Source organism: Micromonospora sp. WMMD730 (genome assembly GCF_049178955.1).
In the GTDB taxonomy this organism is placed as follows: domain Bacteria; phylum Actinomycetota; class Actinomycetes; order Mycobacteriales; family Micromonosporaceae; genus Micromonospora; species Micromonospora wenchangensis.
Window position 1 is genome coordinate 7,461,501 of record NZ_JBMHML010000002.1, and the last position, 22,132, is coordinate 7,483,632.

13 protein-coding genes and 2 pseudogenes are annotated in these 22,132 nt (G+C 68.3%); 6 read left to right on the forward strand and 9 right to left on the reverse strand.

What is annotated here, in order from left to right:
* Positions 1-86: 86 nt before the first annotated feature.
* Positions 87-4,637, reverse strand: a complete 4,551-nt coding sequence (locus ACN265_RS32195; protein ID WP_421411145.1) for a sacsin N-terminal ATP-binding-like domain-containing protein — start codon at positions 4,635-4,637, stop codon at positions 87-89.
* 239 nt (positions 4,638-4,876) lie between these two features.
* On the opposite strand from ACN265_RS32195, the pseudogene ACN265_RS32200 reads away from it, so the two are divergent.
* The 4 genes and pseudogenes from ACN265_RS32200 to ACN265_RS32215 all read left to right on the forward strand — a co-directional run.
* Positions 4,877-5,011 (forward strand): annotated as a pseudogene (locus tag ACN265_RS32200) (zinc-ribbon domain-containing protein); the annotation flags it as partial.
* A 66-nt stretch (positions 5,012-5,077) separates the two neighbouring features.
* A complete protein-coding gene (locus ACN265_RS32205) occupies positions 5,078-7,606 on the forward strand; it encodes a zinc-ribbon domain-containing protein (protein ID WP_421411727.1) in 2,529 nt (842 codons plus the stop codon).
* Between the two features lie 560 nt (positions 7,607-8,166).
* A complete protein-coding gene (locus tag ACN265_RS32210) occupies positions 8,167-12,084 on the forward strand; it encodes a hypothetical protein (RefSeq protein ID WP_421411146.1) in 3,918 nt (1,305 codons plus the stop codon).
* 665 nt (positions 12,085-12,749) lie between these two features.
* Positions 12,750-13,691, forward strand: a complete 942-nt coding sequence (locus ACN265_RS32215; protein ID WP_421411148.1) for an NYN domain-containing protein — start codon at positions 12,750-12,752, stop codon at positions 13,689-13,691.
* A 171-nt stretch (positions 13,692-13,862) separates the two neighbouring features.
* Here the strand turns inward: ACN265_RS32215 and ACN265_RS32220 are convergent, their stop codons facing one another.
* The 4 genes from ACN265_RS32220 to ACN265_RS32235 are packed head-to-tail and all read right to left on the reverse strand — an operon-like array spanning position 13,863 to position 16,551.
* The gene (locus tag ACN265_RS32220) at positions 13,863-15,242 is read right to left on the reverse strand and encodes a hypothetical protein (RefSeq protein WP_421411150.1); all 1,380 of its coding nucleotides are present in this window, start codon (positions 15,240-15,242) and stop codon (positions 13,863-13,865) included.
* Positions 15,239-15,766, reverse strand: a complete 528-nt coding sequence (locus ACN265_RS32225) for a Mov34/MPN/PAD-1 family protein (protein ID WP_421411152.1) — start codon at positions 15,764-15,766, stop codon at positions 15,239-15,241. The genes ACN265_RS32220 and ACN265_RS32225 overlap by 4 nt, the downstream gene beginning before the upstream one ends.
* The gene (locus tag ACN265_RS32230; RefSeq protein ID WP_421411154.1) at positions 15,766-16,242 is read right to left on the reverse strand and encodes a hypothetical protein; all 477 of its coding nucleotides are present in this window, start codon (positions 16,240-16,242) and stop codon (positions 15,766-15,768) included. Before ACN265_RS32230 ends, ACN265_RS32225 begins: the two co-directional genes overlap by 1 nt.
* Positions 16,243-16,551, reverse strand: coding sequence for a hypothetical protein (locus tag ACN265_RS32235; RefSeq protein ID WP_421411155.1), 309 nt, complete (start codon positions 16,549-16,551; stop codon positions 16,243-16,245).
* 258 nt (positions 16,552-16,809) lie between these two features.
* Here ACN265_RS32235 and ACN265_RS32240 point away from each other — a divergent pair, with 258 nt between their 5' ends.
* The gene (locus ACN265_RS32240) at positions 16,810-17,118 is read left to right on the forward strand and encodes a hypothetical protein (RefSeq protein ID WP_421411157.1); all 309 of its coding nucleotides are present in this window, start codon (positions 16,810-16,812) and stop codon (positions 17,116-17,118) included.
* Complete coding sequence (locus ACN265_RS32245; protein WP_421411159.1) at positions 17,115-18,215, forward strand: ImmA/IrrE family metallo-endopeptidase; 1,101 nt, start codon at positions 17,115-17,117, stop codon at positions 18,213-18,215. Before ACN265_RS32240 ends, ACN265_RS32245 begins: the two co-directional genes overlap by 4 nt.
* 418 nt (positions 18,216-18,633) lie before the next feature.
* On the opposite strand, the gene ACN265_RS32250 is transcribed toward ACN265_RS32245, so the two are convergent.
* From ACN265_RS32250 to ACN265_RS32265, 4 genes and pseudogenes are all read right to left on the reverse strand, one after another.
* The gene (locus tag ACN265_RS32250; RefSeq protein ID WP_421411161.1) at positions 18,634-18,927 is read right to left on the reverse strand and encodes a hypothetical protein; all 294 of its coding nucleotides are present in this window, start codon (positions 18,925-18,927) and stop codon (positions 18,634-18,636) included.
* Between the two features lie 162 nt (positions 18,928-19,089).
* A complete protein-coding gene (gene hppD / locus ACN265_RS32255; protein WP_421411729.1) occupies positions 19,090-20,217 on the reverse strand; it encodes a 4-hydroxyphenylpyruvate dioxygenase in 1,128 nt (375 codons plus the stop codon).
* A gap of 369 nt (positions 20,218-20,586) precedes the next feature.
* Positions 20,587-21,486, reverse strand: a pseudogene (locus ACN265_RS32260) (prenyltransferase); the annotation flags it as partial.
* A gap of 371 nt (positions 21,487-21,857) precedes the next feature.
* Positions 21,858-22,031 (reverse strand): putative ATP-grasp target RiPP, encoded by a 174-nt coding sequence (locus ACN265_RS32265; RefSeq protein ID WP_204925396.1) that lies wholly within the window; start codon positions 22,029-22,031, stop codon positions 21,858-21,860.
* Positions 22,032-22,132: the final 101 nt, after the last annotated feature.

A 22,132-nucleotide genomic window follows, 5' to 3' on the forward strand; every position in this document is an offset into this window, starting at 1 on the left:
ACTTGCGCTTACTCCTCTACGGCCGCGATCACGCCGCAACGAAGAAGCTGCCGTTGTTCGCGGCCTCGGTGCTTCTCACCCGTCCATCACGACTCGAACGTGAAGCGCAGCGCCTTGGCGTCGCGGACGCCTCCCAGGTTGACGGAGCCCTGCGGAAGTACGCTGAGGTGGTTGAGCGGATCCGTGATGATCCGGACCTCCGGGGCCTTGCCGCCTTCCTCAACGTTCCCGACCACGACGAGGAAGAACTGCTCGGTCTCCTGCGCACGGCGGAACTCGGAGCTGGTCAGCGAGATTGTCTCCGGGATCTGCCCGGCATAGACCTTGAGCTCGAAGAAGTTCTTCAGATCGTCCATCGCGTCAGCGCCGACGTTGCGCTGGTGCCGGATGTCGACAATCTGTTCCTCGTCGCCGCCGAGCACACGCCGTACCAACGCTAGCCCGGCAGATTCGCGCTCGAGCTCGGTGTAATTCTTGGGACCTCGTCCGCCATCCACCGACGGCTTTTTAGGGTTTGAGGCGTCGGGGTCGCGAGGCTTACCGGACGACGTCGTCGACCTTTTGCCAGTGGGTTCACCGTCTCCGGCAGGTGCCCCACCGATGATCTCGCCGTCCTCGTTCTTCAGTTTCAGGCTGTCGGGGTCGACCAACTTTCTGGTCGTCTTCGGCTCGGCCTCGGTCGCGGTAGCCGCCTTGCTGCCCTTGGCGTCCGAAACGCCCTTGCTTTTCGAGCGTCGGTTCTTGCCCTGCTCGGCCAACTCCCGCAGGAGTTCCTCACTGCGCTCGTCGCGTTCCTTCTTACGCTCGGCGTCCAAGCGCGCCGCCGTCGTGACTTCTTCCTCGCGGTGCCCTTCGAGGGCGACCGACCAGGCGGCCACCCAGTCGTGAGCGATGCGACGGGCGTCGCCGTCGAAGACGGATGCGATGGCGTAGGCACCCGAACTCGGGGAGCCAATCGCCCCTTCGTCAGCGACATAGAATACGCCGGCGGGTAGGTCGAGCCAGGTGTCAAGCTCGACGGTTTCGTCGAGGCCGTAGGTTGGCTCGACCAACCGGACCCGGAGCCGAGGCGACTGCTTGATGGTGACTGCCTCCAGCTCGCCCCACGAGACGTGCAGGCTCTGCTCAGCCTTGGGGTCGCTCAGCGCAAGGTCGGCCCGGAGATTGGCGACAGCGCGGGAGAAGACCTGCGTGAGTTCAGCCTGGTAGGTCGCACCGTCCGGGTCAAGCACCTGCCCGTGGGGAGCGTCGAGCCGCGCCAGCTTGTATGCGTCAACCAGCGGATCAAGCTGGGCCAGTGACCCGCCGGGGCTCCAGATCGGCACTCGGCCCTTGAGCACCTGAGCGATCAGCGCATTGCGCGTCGCGTAGACCGGTCGCTTTCGCTCCCACCGATCACCGACCCAGACAGCCGCCTTCCTAAGCTTGGCCAGTTCGCTCTCAGGCACTCCGATTAGCAATCGAAGTGCTTCGAGCATGATCAGCTTTTCATCGGGCTTCAGCGACTTCTTGCGGGCAAGTTCGCCAAGTACGCCGCGCGCGTCCTGAGCGGTTGGTCGTTGGATGGCGAGCAGCGCCCAGAGCGCGTCAGTGCCCGAGACTGATGGCACGAAGTCGCGCATGTCGCCGAAAATTGGAGGACCAGCAAGCACCACGCTCGGTCGACGCCAGCCGGCCCGGGTTGCGATCAGGCCGTCGCCGCGACCGAAGGCGTTCCGGGCTGTGATTGCCGGCTGCCCGCCGAGTCGCTGGCCGCGGACCTGGGCGGCGAGCGCCTGGTAGAGCGGTGCCGCGAGGTCCTCAGCGGTCTTGGGCGTCGAGTTGGTCTCGGCGCGTACTTCCTCGAGCTTCTGGATCAGTTCGGTCACGGCCGGATCGCCGGCGACGCCGAGGCGAGCGAGAATTTCGTGGTAGGCCTCGTTGTCGAGGGCCGGGCTCAGGTACCGCTCCGGGTCGTCACCGTAGAGCGCCATGGTCGCCGAGCTCTTGATTCGGAGCTGTTCGGGCGCCGTCGCCCTGCCTTTCTCGGACGGCAGCCACGCGATTGAGGCGGCGCTGTTGATCCACCAGGCATCGACCACGCCCTGGTCCTCCCAACCGTAGTAGGGCGTGGCCGCTATGACGCGCGAGTGTTCGCGCAGACGATCCCAGGCCCGCGCGAGGGCGCCGAGCACAGCGCCCGCTCGTCGGCGCTGTTGGCGTGGGTCCTTCTCCGTTGCAATGCTCTTCAGGACCGCATCGAGGTCCGGTGCGATCCAGTCCTCAAGGGTGTAGGTCGCCTGCAGCTGCCGCAGTGCCTCGCGACGGCGTGCCGGTGACCCGGTAGCCGAGGCAGGTACGCCGGGGCTGTAGTTCGCATACCGCCATTGGTTGGCCGGGTGACTCTTGATGCGTGGCGCTACCTCTGCACCGAGCAGGCGGAACAAGCGCTGGGCGCCGATGCCATCACGGCCGCCGTCGGTCCGGATCTTGTCCGAGTAGCGCCGGTCAATCCAGATCAGGCCCGGCGTCTTCCCAGCAGCCACGATCCAGGTGTTGACCTCGCGCTCGATAAAGTAGGCATCGCACGGACGGGCTTGGGTGCCCTGCCGCTGGCCATTCGCGTCGTGCACGACAGCATCGACCTTCACCGCCCGGCCAAGGCCAGCGCCGAGGGCCGGGCGCTCGGCCTCTGTGATCGCTTCGAGTGCCCGACGAAGCCCGTCGACCTGCGCATCGGTCAAGGGCCGTTCCAGCGCGGTTCCCGCCTTGCCAGCGCCGGCCAGGACGAACAGCGCGTCCGCACTCGTCGCCGAAGACCGCAGCCACTTCCTTTCCTGGAGCCAGTCGCGGATTACGGCCCAGTGCGGCCGACCCATGAACGCCGGGTGTAGCCGTGCCCCGATTCCCAGCAGCTCCCACACCGCATCGGGCCCCGCCGGGAGCAGGACCGCCAGGCCCTTGCGACTCGCTGGTGGCACGCGGACGCCGCTGTCAAGGAGCAGACAAGCTCGTGAATCGAGAGCGGTGCCAAGGCCCGCTTCGACCGCGACTGCCAGCAGATCGGCGATGAACTGTGGCGATCTCTGACCGTCATCCAGCAGGACGCTCGCGTCCTCAACCCTCACGAATGTCGGCGTAGTGGTTCCTACGGCACGAAGGTCGTCAAGTACCTCGCGCCAGCGGTCGTCACTCGATCGCGCCGACTGGGCCAGCACGCCTGGCTGTCCCGACACCAAGCGAACATCCTCGGGCGAGAGGACCGCAGTGAGTTCGGCCGCCTCGTAGGCGAGTTCGTCCAGCCTGTGCGTGGTCCCTGCGTAGGTGAGGGTCAGGGTTGCAGCGAACTCGATGCGAGCCCGGCGTAGTAGATGCTCCTTGAGGCAGGCCCCGAGCCGACCGGTGGTTCGTTCGTCTGCCTCGAACTCGGCCGTCGTCGGGACGATCGCCCAGCCCTGCGCCGGCGCCAGTTGGAAGACGTCGAGCGCCGCGTCGCGCCAGAGATCGCTGAGCAATGGGACGAGAGCCAGGTTCCAGTCGGTGTCGGCGATGTCGCGACGAGAAGGTTGGGGATCAAACTGCGCGAGAAGGCGGAAGGGCAGGCCCACTGGCCGAACTGGCAAGCCGACGTGGATGTGCCCGGTGTCGCCTTCGTGCAAGGCGAACGCGAAGGCCAGTGGTGTACGAGCGCCTTGCGCCTTCCCCACCCGCTCCATCTCCGCGGGTGAAGCGGCGCTGCGGCTGTAGACCAGCCACTGACGGCCGTCGGCGGCCGCGACGCGGCGCCGAGACGTGCGACCGCCGGGAAGCTCCAGTGCGGCCTCAGCGCCGTACTCAAGCTGCAGTCGAACAATCTCGCGCTCCGACTCGTCGACCAGCCGGACCGTCGAGAGGTGGCGGAGGAAGACCAGGCCCGCGTCATCCCAGTGCCTGAGCCACTTCGCGGCGTCGTCGCTCTCGATAGCGCCAGAGAGGAAGGGGACAGCGAACGTAGTCAACGAAATGTCGGCCCGCGGCCAGGCGATGTGATCGTTCAGCGGCCGAATCGTGTCGGCACCGAACCGCACGCGGAAGTGGCCTTGGTAGACCTCGAGGACGTCCGAGAGCGAGTGGAGCGTCTTGAGCCCGATGCCGAATCGGCCGAGCTTCTCTTCGTCGGCGGCCTTGAGGCTGAGCCACGGAATAGCCAGAGCCCAGACGTCATGCAGGGTGAGTGCGGCGCCGTTGTGCGAGAACAGCAGCCGGGAACCGAGGCTGTCGACCGCGATAGTGGCCTCGGTTGCGCCGAGGTCGTCCGCGTTTTGAATGAGCTCAGCCAGCCCCTGAAGGCGGTCATCGCTGAGGTAGGCGGCACTGTCGCCCGCCCGCCTCAGGGCGGACCGGATCGACTTCGGCAGGCTGTGTAGGCGCTCAACCAGCGCGATGACGCCCGCGTCGGCCGCCGACTCGTCCTCGGGCAGGAGAGCGGCCGTGCGCGGCGTCTCGGGGTCATGATCGGCAACGAGGTGGGCCACCTCGGACGCTTCGTGGGCAGCGAAGATGCGCGGCGTCAGCTCACTCGCCATATCCACTCCCCATTCACGTTGATCCAGCGGTGCCTCCTCATCCTCCCGCACCGTACCGACAAGGAGATGGGCCTTACGGGTACGGATGACCACGTCAATGGCACGGCAAGCCTCGCTCGGGTTCTTTGTTCGATCTGGCGACGAACTCGCCGCAAGGTGAGGTTGATGAAGGCGAGCCCCACTCGGTGATCAGTCTGGGCCAGCGGGGCGGCGTCAGCCGCTGAAGCCTTCGGAAGGGTGTCGTACTCGGCTGGGATGGTGCCGGCGTGGCTACAAAGACCCGGGAGACGGTGGCGAGCGCCCATCCGGAACTCCTGCCGGAACTGCTCGAGGTGAAAGGTTGGACGGGGGCTTTGGGCGACCTTCCCCGGGGCTCGAACCGTGAGGCGCGGTGGAGGTGCGCGACCTGTGAGCACAAGTGGTGGCAGGCCGCCGCCGTGCGGGTGCGAGCGGCACCCGGTTGCAAGGCTTGCCGGAGCCGTCTACGGCGCAAGGCCGAGACGCCGGAGCCGGGCCGTAGCCTGGCGAACGTCATGCCGGAGCTGGCCGCGGAGTGGCTGGAGTGCATCACCTACCCCACCGCCACACCCGAGACCATTAGCGCCCAGTCCTCGGCCGAGGTGCGGTGGCGCTGCTCGGCCTGCGGCCACTGCTGGGTGGGGCCGATCGTCCGGCGGACCCGGTCTGGGGGCGGCGGTTGCAAGCCGTGCGCGAGCAAACGCCGCTCCGAGGCCAACTCCCGGCGAGTGGCCAACCGGGTCGGCGACGCGTGCCCGGAGATCGTCGAGTTTTTCCTGCGCTGGGAGGACCCGGCTGAGCAGGCACCGGTGGCAGAGGTGAGCGTCCGCTCCGACAAAGTGGCCTGGTGGCGCTGCGCCTGCGGCAACGCCTGGCACACGAGAGTTCGGCTCCGGGTCGCCGGAAGCGTCTGCCCACGGTGCCGGGCCGCGAACCGTCGGCCGCGTACCACAGCGCCATTGCGCAGCACCCACCCCAGGGTCGCCGACATGTTTGTCCGCAACCTCACCCATCCGCAACGCACCCCCGACTCCATGCCGAAATCCGCGACTGACCGGTGCCGATGGCGGTGCAGCGCCTGCGATCACGAGTGGGAGCAAACGGTGTTGAACGTGGTCGGCGCCAGTCGGCCCTGCCCTCGATGCGCCGTCTTGATGGTCGGCGCGCCGCAGCCCGGCCGATCGCTCGCTGACCTGTACCCCGAGATCGCGACCCAGTTCGTCGCCAACCAGCGGCGTCCCGAGCGCGGCCCCACCCTTCTGCGTCCGAGCTCGGTCGACCGGTGCTTATGGCGCTGCGGCGACTGTGCGCACGAGTGGATGTCCACCGTGACGAATCGGACCGCTGGCCGCGGCTGCCCGCCCTGCGGGCGCCGACGAGCGGGTGAGCTTCTGCGGGATCCTGGTGAAGCCGCTTCGTTCAGCAGCACGCATCCCGAGCAGGCCGCCACGTTCGTCGCCAACAAGTCCCACCCTGGCCGGGGCCCGCAGAGCTTCACCGCAGGGACCAACGACATCTGCGTCTGGCGCTGCCCAGAGTGTTCCCGGCACTTCGAACGCTCCGTCGCCACCCATGCAACCCGGCTGCTCTGCGCCACATGCGCGTACCTGGCTCTGGGTGCCGCCAAGCGGATCGCCCCTGAGAAGAAATCGCTCGCCACGCTCATGCCGAAGGTCGCTTCGTCCTTCGTGGCGAACCTCTCCTGGCCCGGGGAGGGACCGGCGACGCTGTACCCGCGAGCCGGTGCCCTCTGCTCTTGGCGCTGCCGGTGCGGTGCGCTCTTCGAGGCGCGCGTGCGCGATCGCGCGAAATCGCCCGACTACGGCTGCGGCCGGTGCCGCCGCCGTGGCCGAAGCCTCCTTGAACTGGAGCTCGCCCACCTGCTGGCGGCCGCTACGGGCGAGGAGGTGGAAGTTGACGTCCGCATCGACGGCGGCCGGCGCTCGGCGGAGCGGCTTGACCTCTTTCTGCCCAATGCCGAGATCTACGTCGACTTGGACCCAGCCCAGTGGCACGCCGGCACTGCCGCTCACGCCCGTGACCTGCGCAAAACGGAGGTCATGGCCAAGCTGGGTGTGCGCTATGTGCGGGTTCGGCAGCCCGGCACTCCGCCGGTTCCAGGGGAGACCGTGGTCGCGGGCACCAAGGACGCGACGGAATGGTTTCTGGTCCTCGCAAAATGGCTGCAGACGCAGTCCGTTCCGTGCCCGCCCCTGTCCGCCGACCGGATCGCCGCATGCCTCGCCGCAGCGCGCGAGGAGTGGAAGGCTTTCCAGATCACACCACCAAGCGGGAGCCTGGCCGTCGTGCTTCCCGAGCTGGCGAGCGAGCTGGTCGAGAACCTGACTCGTCCGGAGATGGGCGCGCAGTGGCTGCTTCCCGGCTCCGCGGACCGGTGCGTTTGGCGGTGCGGGACCTGCCGGCACGTCTGGCGCACCCGGGTGGTCAGTCGGACCCGCGACAAAACCGGCTGCCCGAAATGCTCCCGGCGGGAACACTCCTACCAGGCTCGCCTGAGCCGGGCCAAACTCCGGGTCCGTGACGTTGCTCCCGAACTGCTCGCCCAGGCTGTGCGCATCCTCGACGTCGAAAAGGCCCACGACATCGAGCTGCTCGACCTGGCCCGCGGGTCGACCATCCGCGTGCTCTGGCGATGCCCCGACTGTGCACACGACTGGGTGGCCCCGGTCGTAAGCCGCACTTCCGGGCGCGGTTGCCAGCCGTGCGGCATCCGCCGGCGCACCGCGTCCCGCCGAGAGCCGCCGCCCGGTGGATCGCTGACCGACCTACATCCTAAGATTGCGCGCACCTTCCTGGCGAACCTGGACCATCCTGATCGGGGGCCAGATCGGCTCCGCCCAGGATCCCACGACCGTTGCCGGTGGCACTGCCCCTGCTGTGGATCGACGGAATGGGTGACAACGGTCTCAGCCCGAATCCAGCGGCAGGGCTGCGGAGGGTGCCGCGGTCTGAGGACCGGCAGGCGGAGCGTCATCGCCAGCAAGGACGAAAAGCTGCCGTTCGATGCGCTTCTACTGTTCTGATGGCGGCCGGTCGCGCAGTTTCGCAGCACCCGTGCGATGCCGAAAACGGTTACAGACACTGGTTGACGAAATTGCTCCCGCCCCGTCCGGTACCTCGATCTCAAGAACACGCACGTACCGCTCGATGTCCACCCGCGCGGCAGCGAGCGGGTCGAGACCCTAGCCGGTACACGAGCGTAGGAAGATCCGCAGGGCGCATGAGGAAGCAGGAACGGCGGCCATATAGCACCGTGCGTCACCAGCGGCGATGAACGCCAGCCCACCCAGAGTGGCATGATCGGATACGCCGCGGTCAGCGTTAGCCACCAGCGTGGCAACGGGTCAGGAGCAGTCGTGACGCGGACGCAGCGCCGTGACGGCGACAACGTGCCGTCTGAATGCCGTAGTGCGAGGAAGGCGAGCGCCGCCCGGCTTGTCATACGCTGGTGCTACGACTGCCCTGTGACCCACAGCCTCGGCCTCATCGATGCACTTTGGTTCGTGCTGCCAGCATTCGGGTCCCCAAATCCCAAGACGTCACCAAGGTGCTCGCCCAATCTCGAGACGGTACGGGAGGTCCGATGACCGAGTTGCTGACCGCGACCGATCTAGAACAGTGGTCGGAGCGCAACGACTCGCGCGAGCACCTGCCGACGCTGGTCCGGCGCCTCATCCTCGCGGTGGCCGCTCCTGACACACTCCGCATGCCCGCCGCCGAAGCCGTCGGGCTGCCCGGCCTTGACGGCGAGGTCACGAGCTCATCCGGCGCTCCGCCGTTCCTGCCGCCGGGCCGCTCGGTGTGGGAGCTGGGAACGGGCCGCGAACCCCAGGACAAGGCTCAGCGCGACTACCGCAAGCGGGTCGACGGGTCGACCCGGGACGAGCGCGCAGGCGTCGTCTTCGTGTTCGTGACGAGCCGACGGTGGCCCGGCTCGCAGGATTGGGTCGATCGCCGCACGGAAGACGACGATGGCTGGGCGGGCATCCGGGTGCTCGACGCGGAGGACCTTGCTGCGTGGCTCGCCCTGTGCCCTGGAGTGCACCGGTGGCTAACGTCCGAGCAGCTCGGGCGGGATCCGCACGGCGTGATCGGTCTTCGCGACTGGTATCGGAACTGGGCCGAGCGCACCCAGCCGGCTATTCCGGCAGCGCTGCTACTGGCGGGCCGTGACGACCAAGTTCGCCGCCTTCGGGGCCGCCTCCGGGCCGAGCCGGGCGAGCAGGTGGTGGCTTCGGCGAGCCGGGATGAGTCCGTGGCCTTCGTTGCGGCCAGTTTGATGGCGGAGCCGCCGCAGGACGCGACCACGACACCGCGCCAGACGTCAGAAGATCCGCCGGTGGACGCGCCCAGCGGGTCGGAGGTACCGGCCGGGGCTATTGCGGATGCGGAACCGACCGAGCCCCTCGGATCATCCGCCGCAGAGGAGGGCGACGCCGCAGCAGGACTCGCGCGCGCCACCGGCGCACCGGCCGAACTCGAAGCGCTCCTCGAACGGGCCCTCGTCATCGAGGACCTGCGGGCATGGCGGCGAGTGGCCGCTGACGAGAGCCCGACGGTGCTCGTGCCTGTGTTCGCCGAGCCTGAGATCGGCGACGCTCTCCGCGCCGGTCACCACGTCGTGCTGCCCCACGCCGGCCGGCCCGCCGACGACCGGCTCCCACGGCTGCACCGGCACCTCGCACGGGAGGTCTGGATCGCCGCCGGGCTCGACCGTGACCGCGCCGACGAGTACGCACGGGCGGCGAGACGGAGCTTGACATCGCTGCGTCGGCGCATCGGCCGGTCCGGCTGGCTTCGCCAGCCGCCGTGGGCCTCGGACACCACGGCGAACCTACTCGCTCCGCTGTTGCTCGCCGGTGCCTGGGCCGACGACGTTCAGGGCGACCTAGAGGCGCTGCAGAGCTTGACCGACCGCGGCTGGCGGGCGACGGCCCGGGACCTGAGCACCCTGACGTCAGGCGAGGACGCACCGCTGCTCTTGAGGGACCGCCGGTGGGAGTTCGCCGATCCGGTGGATGCATGGGACGCCCTCAACCACGCGCTGACGGCTGAGGATCTGGATGCGTTCCAGTCGCTGGCGCCGGGCGTGCTGGGCGAGAGTGACCCCGCTTCAGGGCTAACCGCACGAAACCGCATCGCTGCCTCGCTCAGCGAGACCGACGCGCCGCGTCGACGGCACTCCAGCACGCTTCGCCGCGGGATGGCCACGACCACGGCGATCCTCGGCGCGGTCGTCGGCGACCGTGAACTCCCCGGCGGTCTCACCGGTCAGCAGCGTGCGTACCGAGTCGTCCGCGAGTTGCTCCATGACACCGACGCCGCACGCTGGCACGCGGTCGCTGATCTGCTGCCGCTGCTGGCTGAGGCCTCGCCCGAGGCCTTCCTCGCGTGCGTCGAGCGGTCCCTCGACGGAACCGACCCGCCGGTAATGTCGCTGTTCGCCGAGACGACCGACGACTTCGGGCTGGGCAGCCACAGCACCCACTCCCCGCTGCTGTGGGCGCTGGAGAGCCTCGCCTGGTCTCCGGCACTGCTGTCTCGGGTAGCTGTCGTGCTCGGCCGCCTCGCCGATCGGGACCCGGGCGGGCGGCTGGCCAACCGGCCCAGCGCCTCTCTCGCTGCCGCTCTGCACCTGCGCATCCCGCAAGGCGCGGGCGACGCGGCGACACGTATCGCTGCGTTCGACGCTGTCCGGACCGTCGCGCCGATGGCAGCTTGGCGGCTCGCGCTCGACCTCGTTAGCCACGCCAACCGAGGGATGATCCTAGTCAGCGGCCCGAAGTTCCGAGATTGGCCTCGGCCGCCGCACGCCACCGTCAACGACATCGTCGACGCACTGGACGCCCTGGCCCGACGCATCGCCGATGATGCCGGCGCCGACCCGGGCCGGCTCGCCGCCGCATTCACTCTCATCGATCGGTTCCGAGAGCCCGGCAGGCTCGCGCTACTCAACGCAGCCCAGACCGCATTACAGGAGCTGCAGGAGGAGGGCCGTCGCACCGTCCTCGCCAGCCTCGCGGAGAGGGTTGCGATGCACCGCCGGCACCCGGATGCGGGCTGGGCTCTGCTCGACCAGGCCCTCCAGCCCCTTGAGGCGTTCCTGGACGCCCACGCCCTCCCGGGGAGCCACCCCGACGATGCCGAGCTGTTCTCGTGGCTGCCTTTTCGACGCGGGCTCAACCTCGAATGCGAGGACCCCGACCCAGGGGCGCTCGCGTCCGCGAGGGCCGAAGCGGTCCGACGTTGCCTCAACGACGGGCTCCTAGGGGTCCTACGCCTGGCCGAGGCGTCCGAGAACCCGGCAGCCGTCGGCGACGCCCTGGCTTCAGTAACGACCGATCACGACCCAGCGGTCCTCGAGCATCTCGCGGGCTCGTCGCAGCCCCTGCACGCGATGGCCGCCGGCCTAGCGGTGCACCGGCAGCGGGAGGACGCAGGCTGGCTCGCTGCCACGGCAGCCGCCAGGCCCGCCCAGGCCGCAGCGCTGTGCCGGACCGCGACGATTAACGAAGCTCTGCTGACGCTCGTGGACGGCCTGGAGCCGGACACGCAAGACGAGTTTTGGCGCGACATGCAACCGCTGGGGGTTCCGGACGGCCTGACGCCGACCGTCGCGCGGTGCCTGCTCGAGCGCGGCCGGGCCTGGGCCGCGATCGACTTGCTCAGCCACGCCGGTTTCGGCGCTGGCCTCGACCTGGCCATCCAGGCTCTGAAGGCGCCGGCCCTCCTAGCCACCGAAGATATCTCGTGCGCACGGTCGCCGGAGTACACGGTCGGACGCCTGCTCGACCGTCTCGAGGAAGCAGGCGCGGACGACACGCTGCTCGCAGACCTCGAGTGGTTCTACCAGCCGCTTCTAGACCACAGCCGCAGACCGACAGCTTTGCACCGAGAACTCGCCCGCAATCCCGCCCGCTTCGTCGGCCTCGTGTCCTTGATGTACCGGCCGGACCCGGACACCGGCGCGAACTCAGCCGACGAAGAGGTGAGGGTCGACGCTGCTTCGTCGCAGGCCTTCAACGCGGCTTGGGCCGTCCTGCGGGAGTGGCGCGCGCCGCTCCCGGGCTCCGTCGACGGACAGTTACCGACAACCGAGGACATGCTGCGATGGGTGGAATCGGTACGCGAAATGCTCACCGCGTCCGGCCGCGCTCGGGTGCTACCCGTCGTTCTGGGCGATGCGCTGTCCGGCGCCGTCGCAGACGAGGACGGCACGTGGCCCAGCGAGCCAGTCCGGGATGTCCTCGAGATCCTCGGAGACGCAGACCTCGACGAGCATCTCGCTGTCGCGAGGATGAACCAGCGCGGCGTCACAATTCGCGGTGTCTACGACGGCGGAGTGCAGGAGCGCGCGCTCGCCGAGCAGTACAGCGCGGCGGCGGACCGTATACGCGGCCGGTGGCCTCGTTCGGGAACGCTGCTCGACGGGCTGAGCCGGTCCTACCGCGATGACGCCCGCCGAGAGGACCGCTCGGCTGAGCGCCAAGGCGATCGTTGACGGCTGGTCAGCCCGACTAACGCAAGACGCCCAGCCTCCATCGTGAAGGTGCCGTAGCCATACCGGCAGGTGGCCAGTGCGCGGGTGTGTTCGTGGTTGCCGGTGGTGGCTACCGCTTGGGTCACGGCGGTGAGGGTCTGCGCCTGTTGGTTCGGGTCGGCGATGGGTCCGTCGGTGACATCGATGGCGCCCAGCCGTGGTCGGCTCTGTACCGCGCCGGGCAGGGGCGTACGCCTCGGCGTCGCCCGGTAGCGGCGGATACCAAGACGTGAGCAGTACGTGCGGCATGGGCGCTCCTCAGCCGCCGCCGGTCGCCTCGATGAAGGCTCGCAACAAACAGGCCGGACTGTTCGCCACCCACATCGAGTGTGGGATTGTTGAAGGGTACGCCCGGTGCTGCGGGCGCTCTGGTCCCACAACACCATCCTCGGCGACCTCCCCACCCTGGCCGCCGCCGCGATCAACCTCGCCACACCCCTCGAACCCCGATCCAGCCGCGATCGCAACCAGCAAAGCCACCACGACGGGCCGACAACCCGAGGAACCCTGCGCCGACGTAGGAACGCAACTGCGGCCGGGACCGTTCGCCGACAGAGCCGCCGCGTCGATAGTTGCGGCATGGGGGTGGCATCCTGTGGATCGTGAGGCCCAAATGCTCCCTGTACGTGGACGTCGGTTACCTGCTCAGCGCCGCAGCGGTCCGGGTGACGGGGACGTCGCTGCGGAACGGGATTCAGGTCGACTACGAGTCACTGATCGACGCGCTCGTCCAGCAGTCCGAGGCACTGTCGGAGCTACCGATGTTGCGCGTGCACTGGTACGACTCCGCGAGAGACGGTGTACCCGACGGCTCGCAGCAGTTCATCGGTGAACTGCCCAACGTCAAGCTGCGGCTCGGCCGGTTCGGCGTCGACGGCCAGCAGAAGGGCGTCGACCTGCGCATCGGGCTCGACCTGGTGATGCACGCGCGCAACGCGGTTGCGGACGTCTTCGTCCTCGTCTCGGGAGACGATGACCTGACCGAGGCCGTGGAGGAGGCCCAGGTGCACGGGGTGCAGGTCATCCTGCTCGCCGTCCCCAACGGGCAGGACCGGCCCCACGGCATCAGCCGGCATCTGATCCGGGCGGCCGACGGGCTCAAGATCATATTTCCGGACGCCATCGACACTGCCGTGACGAAGATGGAGACACCCTCGGCGGTGCCGTCACCGATGGCGGTGTCGCCGGGCGGGCACCAGCCGGGCGGGCGTGCCAAGGCCCCGATGACGGGCTCCACCGCACAGGAAGGCTCACGAGCACCCCGCCTGTCGTCCGTGCCCGCGTCCAGCGGGGCCCTGGCCATCAGGACGGACACGACGAATCACGAGGATCCTCCTGACCTTGCCGAACAGATCGGCTCGGTCGTCACCAACGTCCTGACGACGTTCCGCAGTTCCGCCACGCCGGAGGCCCTGGCGGAACTCACCGCCGGCAAACCATCGATTCCACGTGACATCGACAAAGCCTTACTGACCGACCTGTCTGAACGCCTCGGTGAAGTCGATTTAGGTGAAGCCGTGCGACACCAGCTTCGGGCACGGTTCTGGGAGCAGTATGACCAGGCCTAGCTGGAAGGCGACGCGCTGGTGCTACTCCCGAAGTCACGGTGGGCTGCCAGTACGCCAAGGAGCTCGACCTCGGCTTCGAGTCAGTGCCGCCTGGGCGTGCCCCGCGTCGGTTCGCCGCAAGGTTGTCTCCCGCTCCGGTGCTCGATGCGGGTCGACTGTGCTGCAGGACCCTTAGCGGGCGGTGCTGTCGAGGATGTCCCATCGGCGAGGGGCGTCGGCTTGGACGAGGTGTCGGATCGGTGCTGAAAGTATGTGGGTGCAGCCGTCTCGTGGGGGGTGCTGGCGTGCTCGCAGGAGGGGGGTGGCGAAGGTGAGGTCGAGCTGCCAGTGGTTGAAGCGCCCGGCTACTGCTGCGGCGTCGTTGAGGTCGGCGAGTGCGGCGGCGAGGAGGAGACCGGCGGCGGCGGACAGGAATGGAAGGGCGGCGTCAGGGCTGTCGGGCTGGGTAGGGATGGTGGGGCCCGTGGCGCAGTCCAGTGTGGGTTGGGTGGTGTCGGGCAGGCGGCAAGCGGGGCAGTCGTCTCGGTCGGGGAGGTGGCGGTGGAGTTCGGCGGTCCAGTTGGCCGAGGTGGTGGCGTGTAGTAGCAGCGGCTCTGCGCGTTGAGCGACGGCTGCGCGGACGCCTCGGTCGTTGGCGAGGGTGAGGACGAGGTCGTGTCGGCCGGTGTCGTGCTGGGGTAGCCACTGGTCGTACCAGTGGGGATGCGGGGTGGCGCCGATGGCCCAGGCGGCGGCGGTGGCCTTGTCGACGGGTGCGCCGGACGGGGTGCCGTCGGGCCATCCGGCGTCGGCGGCGGTCATGGTCATGCACCGGTTCGTGTTGTGTAGTTCGGCGTCGTCGGCGTCGATGATGTCCCATGCGGCGCCGTCGGTGCGCAGCTGGCGGGCCCAGTAGATGAGGGCGGCGGCGACGGCGCCGGCGCCGATGACGAGCGCGCTGCCGATGTCGATCGGTTTCGACCGGTCCTGGGTGCCGGCATTGTCGTCGGCGGTGAGTTCGACAGGATTGAACCGAACGGCTCGCACGGGCTGGTCGTGCGCGAGCTGGAACAGTGCGGCAGCACCGAGGACTGCGGCGGTCGCTGCGCCGAAAGTCGAGTTGGGGTCCCAGGTGCCGGGTGCCGGCGATAGCGTCAGTTCGCCTCTGCCGCCGATCCAGTCGAGGTAGAGGTCCAGGTTGTTGGGGACGTGGCGGCCAAGGCCGATGGAGATCTCGTCATCGGGTTCGCCGGAAGCGGGACCGGGTGACAGGTTCAGGTCGATGACCGGGTTGATCGCGGTGGCTGTGGCGACCGCGGTGGTGTGCAGGTCGCCGGTGGCCGTGAGGCCGGGGACGAGCACCGCGACCGGGGGGATGTCGAGGGTGACGCGGCGGTGGACCCGCACGGTCAGGTTGATCAGGGCGAGAGCGGCGTGTTGCCCGGCTTCGCTCGCAGCGACGTCGGCGCCGACGACGATCCGAATCGGGCGCTCCAGTGCGGTGTCGTGGCCCCCGTACTGACGGGTCCGCCGGTCACGTTCGGCGTAGAAGGTGTCGCGGCGGCTGTTCATCGATGCACTCCGATCCCGATGGTGGACGGCACGATCACGACGGCGTCGTCGGTGTCCACACGCACCCAGCGACCCTCCTGGAACTGGTGGAGTCCCGCTCCGTGCGCGGGCAGGAGACTGCCTTGGCCGTAGTCGGCGACGACGAGGGAGAACATTCCCTCGTACGGCATCAGGATGAGCTGATCGTCGCCGTCGGAGTGGCGGGTGTCGGTGCCGGGGTGGCTGTGGACCTGGGCGACGAGGCCGAGCCCGACCGCGCGGGCCGCGCGGGCGGTGGCAGCCACTGCGGGTTCGGCGACGAACACGCCATCGGTGCGGTGCTCGGTCGGCGGGGCGGCAGCCGCCATCACGACGGTGTCCGCGCCGGCGTGACGGCCAAGCCAAAGGACCAGACCTTCATGCGAGCGGTGCTGACCGCTGCTGGCCTGCAAGGCCGCCTGGGTCGGGGCGAGGATGTGCTCGGCGACCAGGAGCCGACCGGTGGCCGGGCCGGTCGGCAACGGGGTGTTGCGGAGGACGCTCATCAGCTCATTCCTGGGCTCAAGGTCAGGTGCAGGTGGATCTGGCTGAGCATGTCGGCCAGGGTGTCGGCCTTGGTGGAACCGGCGCCCGCGTTCTTCCAGTTCGTCAAGCCGCCCCAGTCGCCGTGCGGGCCGTTGTGTTCCGCGTAGGCCAGTTGGTTCCACGGCGCGCAGATCACCCGGTTGCCGTGGAAGATCGAGCCGGGCACGATCTCAGCGTTCGTGCCGGCCTGCGGGAACGGCGGCGCACTGCCCCCGGCCGGGTCGGTGAACCGCCATGCCGGCGGGACGGCCGGGTACCCGGACAGCTGCGCCGTGATCCGCAGCGCCGAACCGCTGCGGGGGTGGACGGCGTTGACGATGAGCATCAGCGCCGTGTCGTCGAGGTGGACGGCCCAGCCTGGGCGGCGCGCCGCCCAGGCTTGCACTGCCGGCAGTTCGGTGGTGACCACCGTCCTGGTGACGGCCGCCGGAATCACTCAGACACCGCCGCCGACGTCGACGAGGTGCAGCACATCACCGTCGCGAACGTGCGCCCCGGCCAGGGTCTTGTTCCGGTCGAGGACCACCTGGTCGTCGGTGGCCAGCGACGGGTTGCCGCCCTGGTAGCCGAACGCGTCGGCCGCCTGACGGGCGGCCTCGGCGACGGTGTCGTTGCGCCGAAACTGCAGGGTCTTGGGCTCCGGCGAGCGCGGCGCGTACACCGTCACAGTGATGTGCGGGCCGCCCGGATGCGGCTTCTTCTCTTCGACCTCGACGGCCACGTTGTCATGCGTGTCGTTGCTCATCTCGTTGTCCTAGATCTCCGGCGTACCGCCGGTCGCGGTGAAGTGTGGACAGGTGGCACCGCTGTACCGCGACCCCCGCGGTGTTCCAGTGCCATCAGCGCGATCCCGAGGGGATCTTGCTGAGGGGAGCATACACCCCATCACCCCTGAGGTGATGTTGGGTTGACGAGCAGCGGCTCGCTCGGCTCGCGCGGGTGGCGTGTAGCGTCCGTTGGTGGAGTGCATGTCATCAGCCAATGGGTGATGGAGAATGAACGCGTGGAACGGGAGTACCTGGATGAGACTCTGCGCCGCCTCGCCGTCGAACCGGACTTTCAGCCGAAGGGCTGGAGCGCTCAGGAGGTCGCGGAGTTCCATCGCCTCGTTCAGTGCGCGCGGGCGGCGTACGTCGACACCGACCTTCGGAACATGCGCGTGCTGCGCATCAGGCCTAACGACCATGGCTTGCCAGGCAAGGCCCAAGCGACGTTGAGCTCCGGCCGCTCGATCGACCTCACGTTCAAGAACTCCGACAGCTACGGCGCCGTCGTCTTCGAACTCTTGACTCCCGAGATGGAAGCCAGATGAGCAACCCTGAACGCGACCCGCTGCCACCCCACCAGATTCCGGTGGGGCAACTCCTAGGCGACGAGTTGGAAATGAGAGGCTGGTCACAGGCCGACTTCGCCGCCGTCCTCGACCGGCCTACTCAGTTCGTGTCCGAGATCGTGACTGGCAAGAAGGAGATCACCAGAGAGTCGGCAGCCCAGATCGGTGCCGCGCTTGGTCTGACGGCCGAATTCTTACTCAGGCTGCAGGATCAATATCTTCTTGCCGAACAGGGCAAGAACAAAGCCGCTCAGGGGAAACTTGAAGAAGTGCGCCGACGCGCGCTACTCAACGGCAAAGCCCCCATCCAATTGCTTCGTAAGCGGGGCCTCCTCGTGGGAAGCACGCTCGACGAACTCGAAGTCGAAGTCATGGAATTGTTTGAGCTGCCCTCGCTGGATGCGGAACCGGCACTGGCTGCAGCGGCAAGGCGAGGGAATCAGGGTGAGGAAATCAGCGTTCTTCAACGCGCCTGGGTGGCGTGCGTCCGTCGGGCTGCGCGTGCTCTGCCCCCACGGAAGAGCTACTCGGCAACTGGACTTGAGAACCTTGCCCGTACCCTCTCTCGGACCCTCAAGACGTCGCAGGCGTTTTCTGACTTGCCCAAGCGGTTCGCGGATGTCGGTGTAAGGCTGGTTTACGTGGAGATGCTTCCTGGTGGCAAGATTGACGGCTGCGCCATGTACGTCGATGGCTATCCCGTCATCGGGCTCTCAGGGAGAGGGCAGCGGCTCGATAAAGTCCTGTTTACCCTACTCCACGAGGTCGCTCATATCCTCCGAGGGCATGTAGATCGCGATCGTATCATCGCCGAAGAGATCGACGACAGGGGTAGTCAAGAATCGACTCAAGAGGCGGAAGCAAACAGCTTGGCATCTGAGTGTCTTTTTCCAAACGGATTCCTTGGCATTCCGGCACGCATTAGTAGTTCGTGGGTCGACCAGGCTGCTGGCGAATTAGGAGTCGCACGAATCGTCGTCGTAGGCTACCTTCAGCACCGCAAACGTCTTGACTGGCGTACGACCTTCACTAGGAATGCGCCGAACGTCAGCGATGCCCTGGGATTGTGGAAGTAGGGGCCAAGGTGCACGACGCGATACTGGCTGCCGGCTGGGACCCTACAGCTCGGCCTTCCGCCGCTCTCCCTGGGTGCTCTATGGGTGCTCGGACGTCGGGGACTGGCATGGACCCTCTCGGCCCGACGCGGAAGTTGGGCCCCTGCCCCGATCGTGGGAAGTAGTGATACGCGGCTTCTGGTCCGGCAGGGGGCGTGGAACTGCGGCTATCCGGTCGGACCCACCAGGATCTAGGGCTAGACACTCGGACCAATTTTGATAGAGTGCTATATGGATGACTCTGCCTACAGGGCTGGCGACTACGGATCAGAAGGTTAGGGGTTCGAGTCCCTTCGGGCGCACAAGATCATAAAGGGTCTGACCTGCCGATACGGCGGTCAGACCCTTTCTGCTGTCTGGCCTGTGTGGACGGTGGGTGTCACGTGGGTGCGATGTGTGCAGCCCCGGAAGCGGCCTTCTCGTGGGTTCGCTGGGACGTGACCTGCGGCTTTGCGGCCTGCTCGCGCTTCGGCCGGTTTGGAGCACCTGTTTTCGGTTTCGTCGGCGCCGGGATGCCGGCTTTGGGGCCGCGGTGGGGGCGGTTCTTGCGGGCGCTGGCTTTGATCTTCCGGCGGGTGCGGCGGGCGGCGTCGAGGACCAGTTGGGCGGTGGCGTCGGCGCAGCGGCGCTGGATCTGCGGCAGGACGCTGGTGTGGGTGTCGGCCGTGATCACGATGCTGGAGTGCCCGAGGAGGTCCTGCAGGGTCTTCCGGTCGGCGCCGGCCTCGTGGGCGAGCGACGCGGCGCCGTGATGTCCGGGCGTGGCCCAATCTCCGCGGCGGTGCTGCTCGTGAGCCAGGTCCGGCGGCTGATCCGGGGCGACGCGCCGTTACGGTCAAAGATTGCCGCGGCTTTCCTGCTCGCGTTCGATGGCCTCGAACAGGGCCTTGAAGTTGCCCTTCCCGAAGCCTGCCGAGCCGTGCCGCTCGATCAGCTCGAAGAACACCGTCGGGCGGTCCTGGACCGGCTTGGTGAAGATCTGCAGCAGGTAGCCGTTCTCGTCCCGGTCGACCAGGATCCGGCGCCGGCGCAGATCCTCGATCGGAACCCGGACGTCGCCGACGCGCGCGCGAAGCTCCGCGTCGTAGTACGAGTCGGGGGTGTCGAGGAACTCGACGCCGGCCGCCGTCATCGCGTCGACGCTCGCGACGATGTCGGGCGTCGCCAGCGCCACGTGCTGGACCCCGGGCCCGCCGTAGAACTGCAGGTACTCGTCGATCTGCGAGCGCTCGCGGGACACGGCCGGCTCGTTGAGCGTGAACTTCACCCGGCGCGTACCGTCGGCGACGACCTTGCTCATCAGCGCCGAGTACTCGGTGGCGATGTCGTCGGCGACGAACTCGGCCATGTTGGTGAAGCCCATGACGCAGCGGTAGAACTCGACCCACTCGTCCATCGCGCCGAGCTCCACGTTGCCGACCACGTGGTCGACGGCCAGGAAGAACTCGCCGGCGGCCGGTGCCTTCGGCGCGCACGCGACGAAGCCCGGCAGGAACGGTCCGGTGTACCGGGAACGGTCGATCAAGGTGTGTCGGGTGTCGCCGTATGCGGCGATCGTGGCCGTGCGCACCGTACCGTGCTCGTCGGTGAGGTCGTGCGGCTCGGCGACCGCCGTGGCACCCCGTTGCGTGGCGTACCAGAAGGCGGCGTCCACGTCCGTCACCTCGATCGCTACGTCCTGGATGCCGTCGCCGTGCTTCGCGTGGTGAGCCGCCCCGTCTGCCTCGGCGTGCACCGCGCCGGCGAGGACGAACCGGGCCGTTCCGCTGACCATCACGTATTCGGCGTAGTCACGGTACCCCTGATGCGGGCCGCGCATCGCGACGCAAGTCATGCCGAACGCGGTGCGGTAGTAGTGGGCCGCCTGTACCGCGTTGCCGACGACGAACCGGAGGTGGTCGAGGTCCTCGACCGGGAAGGGATCGTCAGCGGCGCGCTCGACGGCGCCGATGAGGTCGGCGATCGTACGATCGGCGGCGGCGACCGCCGGCGTGGCTTCCGGCTTTGTTGCGGCCGGGGCCTCCAGCGTTGTCGCGGCTGGCGGGGCCTGCGTCACCGTCGCGGCCTCCGGCGCTCCCGAGGCATGAGCCTGGGCTCGGGCTCGGCGCGCGAGCCACAGGCGGTGGCCGAACAGTGCCGCGTAAGCGGCCAGGACGACGCTCAGCACGGCGATCGACGTGCCGCCGGCCCCGCGCCGGGCGGCGTCGAGGACCATGCCCAGCATCGCCGCCGCGACGATGAGCGACACGTGGTTGGACGCCCAGAACACGACCGGCGTCATCCGGCGCGGGTCGAGATCGCGCATGGCGCCGCCGCGCAGCTGCACGGCGAGCCACCAGGACAGCGGCGCGGTCACCGTCATCAGCGCCCAGACCAGCCACGGAACCCAGCCGGCCAGCGCGAAGGCGGTCAGGGCCAGGTAAGCGACGGGCTGCGCGCCGACGATCACGGTCACCGCGCGGCGGTAGCCGAGGATCACCGGCAAGGTGCGCTTGCCGACCAGTTCGTCGGACTGCCGGTCGCCGAGGTTCATCACCATCATCCGGGCCGCCTGCAGCAGCGCGGTCGGGGCCAGCACGGCCAGCAGGAGCGTTGGTACCCGCCCGGTCTGCAGCACCACCGCAACCGCGGGCCACAGGCCGTTGAGGATCGCAGCGACCGTGAACTCCCCCGCCGCGCGGTAGTTAAGCCGCAGTGGCGGCGCCGTGTAGAACCAGGCCAGCACGACGGCACCGGTCGCGAGCAGTCGCGCGGGCCAGGTCGGCATGACCGCCACCATCACGATCGACGCGCTCAGCAGCACGAACGCGGTGCCGAGCGCCACCAGCGGTGGCACGAGCCCGTCGACCAAGGCTCGGCTGCCGCCGGTCCAAGGCGTGAAGTAGACGTTCGCCCGGTCGGCCTCTAGGTCGAAGTACTCGTTGCAGTAGTGGGTGGTGACGTGAACGGTCCAGGCGAACACCTGGGCGAGCAAGTACCACTTTACGTCTATCGCATGCCCCTGGTGCACCGCCACGGCCACCCCGAGGCCGACCGGCAGGACGTTGTACAGCAGGAAGCGCAGGCGGGCCAGGCGCACGAAGCCGCGCATGTTGACGCGCGGAGCGATAAATCCGGTCGATGCGGTGGTCAGGCGGTTTCCCGGTACAACACTCATCGGGACCATCTCTTCGTAGGCGGACGGTTGCCTGGACCGTACGCCACCGTCGAGGGCCAGCACTATCGGCGACATCAATGTTTTACATTTAGCATTATCGGGATGATTACGTTAATCCAAATGACGCTGATTGATTTGTTGAACCTGCGACGCGGCTCTGCCGGTCGTGTGCCAACGTCCTACCGGCTGGCCGGGATCCCCAGGGCGATTACGTAGTCGGGTAGCAGTGCCTTGAGCCGGGAGCCTCCGAGGTCGGTGGCGTCTGCGAAGGACTGCGCACCGCCGGCACGCCGCGCACCCCGCCAGGCGGGCGTCGACGAGGGCCGGCAATGGCCAGTTCGGAGGTCATCCGACCAGTCGGTCATCGCCGCACCGTCATCGGCGCCCCGGGCGGAGTGGCCGTCGCCGACCGGCCCGGAACAGGGCGGGCCGGCGACGGCGGCCGATCAGAAGTCGCTGTCGGTGTCGTTCCGGCCCCCGCTGGGGATGTCGTCGATGGTCTTCGACGAACCCCCGACGTCCCGCCTCGGCAGGCCGCCCAGCATTCGGGCGAGCTGCTCGTCGGCCAGTTCCACGCCGCCTGCCGGAATCGTGTCGATCCGCACGGTCTTGCGCCTCATGTCGTACCCCTGTTCACCCTGAGGGAGCGCCCGGCTGCTCGGCCGGACGAACGCCAGTGTGTGGCCGCCGGGAACCGCCTGGGACCAGGGATCTCCCTGGT

What these genes read in the sequence shown, in the direction of transcription:
- ACN265_RS32205 (WP_421411727.1), top strand. Translation starts at nt 5,078, where the DNA reads ATGCCGGAGCTGGCCGCGGAGTGGCTGGAGTGCATCACCTACCCCACC.
- ACN265_RS32210 (WP_421411146.1), top strand. Translation starts at nt 8,167, where the DNA reads ATGACCGAGTTGCTGACCGCGACCGATCTAGAACAGTGGTCGGAGCGC.
- ACN265_RS32220 (WP_421411150.1), bottom strand. Translation starts at nt 15,242, where the DNA reads ATGAACAGCCGCCGCGACACCTTCTACGCCGAACGTGACCGGCGGACC.
- ACN265_RS32225 (WP_421411152.1), bottom strand. Translation starts at nt 15,766, where the DNA reads ATGAGCGTCCTCCGCAACACCCCGTTGCCGACCGGCCCGGCCACCGGT.
- ACN265_RS32235 (WP_421411155.1), bottom strand. Translation starts at nt 16,551, where the DNA reads ATGAGCAACGACACGCATGACAACGTGGCCGTCGAGGTCGAAGAGAAG.
- ACN265_RS32245 (WP_421411159.1), top strand. Translation starts at nt 17,115, where the DNA reads ATGAGCAACCCTGAACGCGACCCGCTGCCACCCCACCAGATTCCGGTG.
- ACN265_RS32265 (WP_204925396.1), bottom strand. Translation starts at nt 22,031, where the DNA reads ATGAGGCGCAAGACCGTGCGGATCGACACGATTCCGGCAGGCGGCGTG.